At 74.0% G+C, this 3,553-nt stretch carries 3 protein-coding genes; 1 reads left to right on the top strand and 2 read right to left on the bottom strand.

The window, feature by feature from the left end:
- Positions 1–136: 136 nt before the first annotated feature.
- A complete protein-coding gene (locus ABZ951_RS33630) occupies positions 137–649 on the bottom strand; it encodes a hypothetical protein (protein ID WP_344097867.1) in 513 nt (170 codons plus the stop codon).
- An 85-nt stretch (positions 650–734) separates the two neighbouring features.
- Entirely contained in the window at positions 735–1,100 is a 366-nt protein-coding gene (locus tag ABZ951_RS33625) for an SH3 domain-containing protein (protein ID WP_344097869.1), read from the bottom strand.
- Between the two features lie 160 nt (positions 1,101–1,260).
- On the opposite strand from ABZ951_RS33625, the gene ABZ951_RS33620 reads away from it, so the two are divergent.
- Entirely contained in the window at positions 1,261–3,444 is a 2,184-nt protein-coding gene (locus tag ABZ951_RS33620) for a PQQ-binding-like beta-propeller repeat protein (protein WP_344097871.1), read from the top strand.
- The last annotated feature ends 109 nt before the right edge of the window (positions 3,445–3,553 follow it).

The following is a 3,553-nucleotide window of genomic DNA, read 5'->3' as shown; positions in this document are numbered from 1 at the left end:
GAAATCCATCCCGTTAAGGGGCCGTGCAGTAGAGATTGCCGCCGGTGCGGCGTGAGTGGCCGCCTCGCCGTCCTCGCGGACGCCGTGGCAACTCGGAGAACACTACACGACTCCTGGCGCATGTGGCGCCATGTGTCTATCGGTTTTTCCGCTTGCCCTTGGCCTTCGCCTTGGCCGCCGGGTTCCCCGTGCGGGTGGTGCGGCGGCGCTGGTAGCGGGCGACGGCCTCCTCGTACTCCCGGCGGCGCATCTTCTCGCCCGGCGCCTCGGTGAGCGTGCGCAGGGCGTAGGCGACCAGGGAGCCGATGAAGCCGATCATCCGGATGCTCTGCATCGACTTCTCCGCCGACGGGTCCGCCGCCGGGTCGGGGCGGTTCGCGAACCCCTCCCAGGTGCGGCGGAAGGCGAGCGAGCTGCAGACCGCGAAGGCGATGACCACCAGCATGTTCACGACGGTGCCGACCTTGGCGACGGCCAGGCCCTCGTACCCGAAGCGCAGGGCGAACGCCCCCACCGCCGCCGCGACCAGCGCGCCGAGGCCCGCCCCCACCCGGCGCAGCGCGTAACCGCCGTCGTGGTCGACCCAGGTCGTACCGAAGAACCGGATCGGCTCCGGCTGCGGGCCCGCTGCCTCGTGCTCATCGCTCATACGTCGATTATCGCCACCGGGCCGGACGTACGGCCCGGGCCACGGGGTGGGAGAGATACGACAGATGTTGCAGAGGCCGCGCGGGTCAGGAGCAGCGGATGGTGACGAATCCGTCGGCGCCCGTCTTGACGTACGCGTCGGACACGTACTGGCCGGGGGCGATGCTGTCCCAGATGTCGGTCGTGCCGTACGGGCCGGAGACGGTCTCGCCTCGGGTCTGGCAGCGGATCGCGACCCGGGAGTCCGCCGCGAGGACCTTGACGATCTGGCTTCCGGTGTTGGGTCCGCGGCGGACGTTGACCTGCACGCCGGGGGCGATCGGGTAGTAGATGGTGCCGGCGGACCGCGCCGAGAGCGACGCGGCTTCGGCACTCACGCCGTCCCCGTCGATCCGCTCGTTCTCATCGATCCGGTCGTTCTCGTTGATCTCGTTGATCTCATCGACGGCCATGAGGCCCTCCCCCGCGGCGCGCGGTGACGCCGCCGCATGCGCTCTTCATGAATGGCATGTGCAGGCTACAAGGCGCGGCATGCCTCCCCGGTTTCGTCAGGGCCATCGATTAGGCTCCGTCCGCCGCCGTAAGCGGCCGAAACACACGGGGGTGGGGGGAATGCCGCCGCTGCGCGCAACCGGCACGGGCCCGGAAGCGGAGGATCCGGTCTATGCCGGTCAGTACCGGTTGGACGGGCGGCTCGGCTCCGGTGGCATGGGCGTGGTCCACCTGGCGCGCTCCGCGTCGGGGCTGCGGCTCGCGGTCAAGGTGGTGCACGCCGAGTACGCGGTGGATCCGGAGTTCAGGGCGCGGTTCCGGCAGGAGGTCGCGGCGGCGCGGCTGGTGAGCGGTGCGTTCACCGCGCCGGTCGTGGACGCGGATCCGGATGCCGGGCGGCCCTGGATGGCCACGCTCTACATTCCCGGTCCCACGCTCTCCAAGCGGGTGAAGCGGAACGGTCCCATGGCTGCCGACGAGGTGCGCCGGCTGGCGGCCGGTCTGGCGGAGGCGCTGCGCGACATCCACCGCGCGGGCGTGGTGCACCGCGATCTGAAGCCGAGCAATGTGCTGCTGGCCGAGGACGGCCCGAAGGTCATCGACTTCGGCATCTCCCGCCCGTACGACAGTGAGCTGCGCACCGAGACCGGGAAGCTGATCGGGACGCCGCCGTTCATGGCGCCCGAGCAGTTCCAGCGCCCGCGGGAGGTGGGGCCCGCGGCCGATGTGTTCGCGCTGGCGTCGCTGCTGGTGCACGCGGCGACGGGGCGCGGGCCGTTCGAATCGGAGAGCCCGTACATCGTCGCGTACCAAGTGGTGCACAACGAGCCGGATCTCGCGGGGGTGCCCGACGATCTCGTGCCGCTGATCCGCGCCTGTCTGGCCAAGGATCCGGCCGAGCGCCCGACCCCGGACGCGATCATGGCCCGGCTGCCGCACGCTCCCCATGACAGCTGTGACGGCGGTGAGTCCTGTGACGGTCGCGGTGGTCGTGGGGGCCCGCCGGTTCCGTCCGCCGTGTCGCGCGACGCCGTCGCCACGCGCGCGCGGGTCCCGGCCCCGCGCGCCGACCCCGGGGCCGCGGCTCCCGCGCGGGGCGTGCCCCGGCGTCGTGCCCGGTGGCTCGTCGCCGCCGCTGTGGCCGCCGTGGCCCTGGGGGCGGGCGGGTACTGGGCGCTGAGCCGGGCGGACGCGCTGGATCCGCCGCCGCGGGTGGAGCCCACCGCGGCCGGGGCCGAGTGGCAGCCGTGGGAGACGTCGGTGCCGGCGGACGCGGCGGGCGAGGGCACGGTCCGGGCCGGGTTCTGTGCGTACGGGAAGGCGGCGCTGTACTGCTCTGCGGCCGGGGTGCAGGCGGCCCGGATCGACCCCGCCGACGGCAAGGTCGTCTGGCGGAAGCCGGATACCGCCGGCCGCGGCGGTACGGGCGCTCCGGCCGCGCCCGTCGTCTCCGGTGGCCTGGTGCACGTCCTGTCCCCGGACGGGGGCCTGCTCACGGCGCTCGACCCCGCCTCGGGGGACCCGCGCTGGACCCGGCACGTGGCGGGGTACGCGGGGCGGGTCTACCACGCGGGCGACACCGTGCTGCTGGTCGCGGGGGACGGCACCGTCACCGCGATCGACGGCGCCACCAACAAGGAGCGCTGGCACCACGCCGTCCCCGGGCAGCGCAGGCCCGTCTTCTCCTCCTTCGGGAACGGGCCCGTCTACGCCGTCTCCCCGGACGGCTCCGGGCGGCACCGCACCCAGGTGCTCGCCCTCGATCCGGTGCGGGGCACGTCGCTGTGGCAGCGCACGGTGGACGGTGACCTGACGCCCGTCGGCGCGGGCCCGGGCGGGGAGCTTTGGCTGACGGCCGCGGACACCGACAATCGTGTCTCGGCCGTCGTCCGCTACGACCCGGCCGCCCGGCGCGAGACGCGGGTGCGGCTCAGCGCGCCGTTGAACGCCGCGAGCTCCGTGGCGCGGGGTGACGCGGTGTACCTGCTGTCGACGGACGGCGGGCTGACGGCGGTCGGCGCGGACCGTCAGCTCTGGCGGCTGGACACCGCCGTGGCCAACGGTTCGCCGCTCGTCGCCACCGACAAGCGGCTGTACTTCTCCGCGGCCGACGGGCGGCTGCTGGCCGTGGACACCGTCCGCGGCGCGCTGCTCGGGCAGACCTCACCCCGGCTGACGCGGGCCGGGCGGGGGTATCTGGAGCTGCTGCCCGCGCCGGTCGCGGCGGAGGGCAAGGTGTTCGGAGCGGCGCCGGACGGGACGGTGTTCGCGGTGAGCGACCACGATCCGTACCGGTGGCGTTAGGCCTGTCCGGACGGGGTGTTTGGGGGGGGGGGGGGCCCCCCAAACCCCCCCCGGGGGGCGAACCCCCGCGGATCGCGGGGGCGGGGTGGGGGCCGCCCCCCGCGCCCCC

This window comes from Streptomyces sp. NPDC046215 (assembly GCF_040646215.1).
Classification (GTDB): domain Bacteria; phylum Actinomycetota; class Actinomycetes; order Streptomycetales; family Streptomycetaceae; genus Streptomyces; species Streptomyces stramineus.
This window is presented reverse-complemented; position numbering and strand designations above follow the sequence as displayed.

Bases quoted from the DNA above. Each gene is read 5' to 3' on its own strand.
- ABZ951_RS33630 (WP_344097867.1), bottom strand. From the start codon at position 649: ATGAGCGATGAGCACGAGGCAGCGGGCCCGCAGCCGGAGCCGATCCGG.
- ABZ951_RS33625 (WP_344097869.1), bottom strand. From the start codon at position 1,100: ATGGCCGTCGATGAGATCAACGAGATCAACGAGAACGACCGGATCGAT.
- ABZ951_RS33620 (WP_344097871.1), top strand. From the start codon at position 1,261: ATGCCGCCGCTGCGCGCAACCGGCACGGGCCCGGAAGCGGAGGATCCG.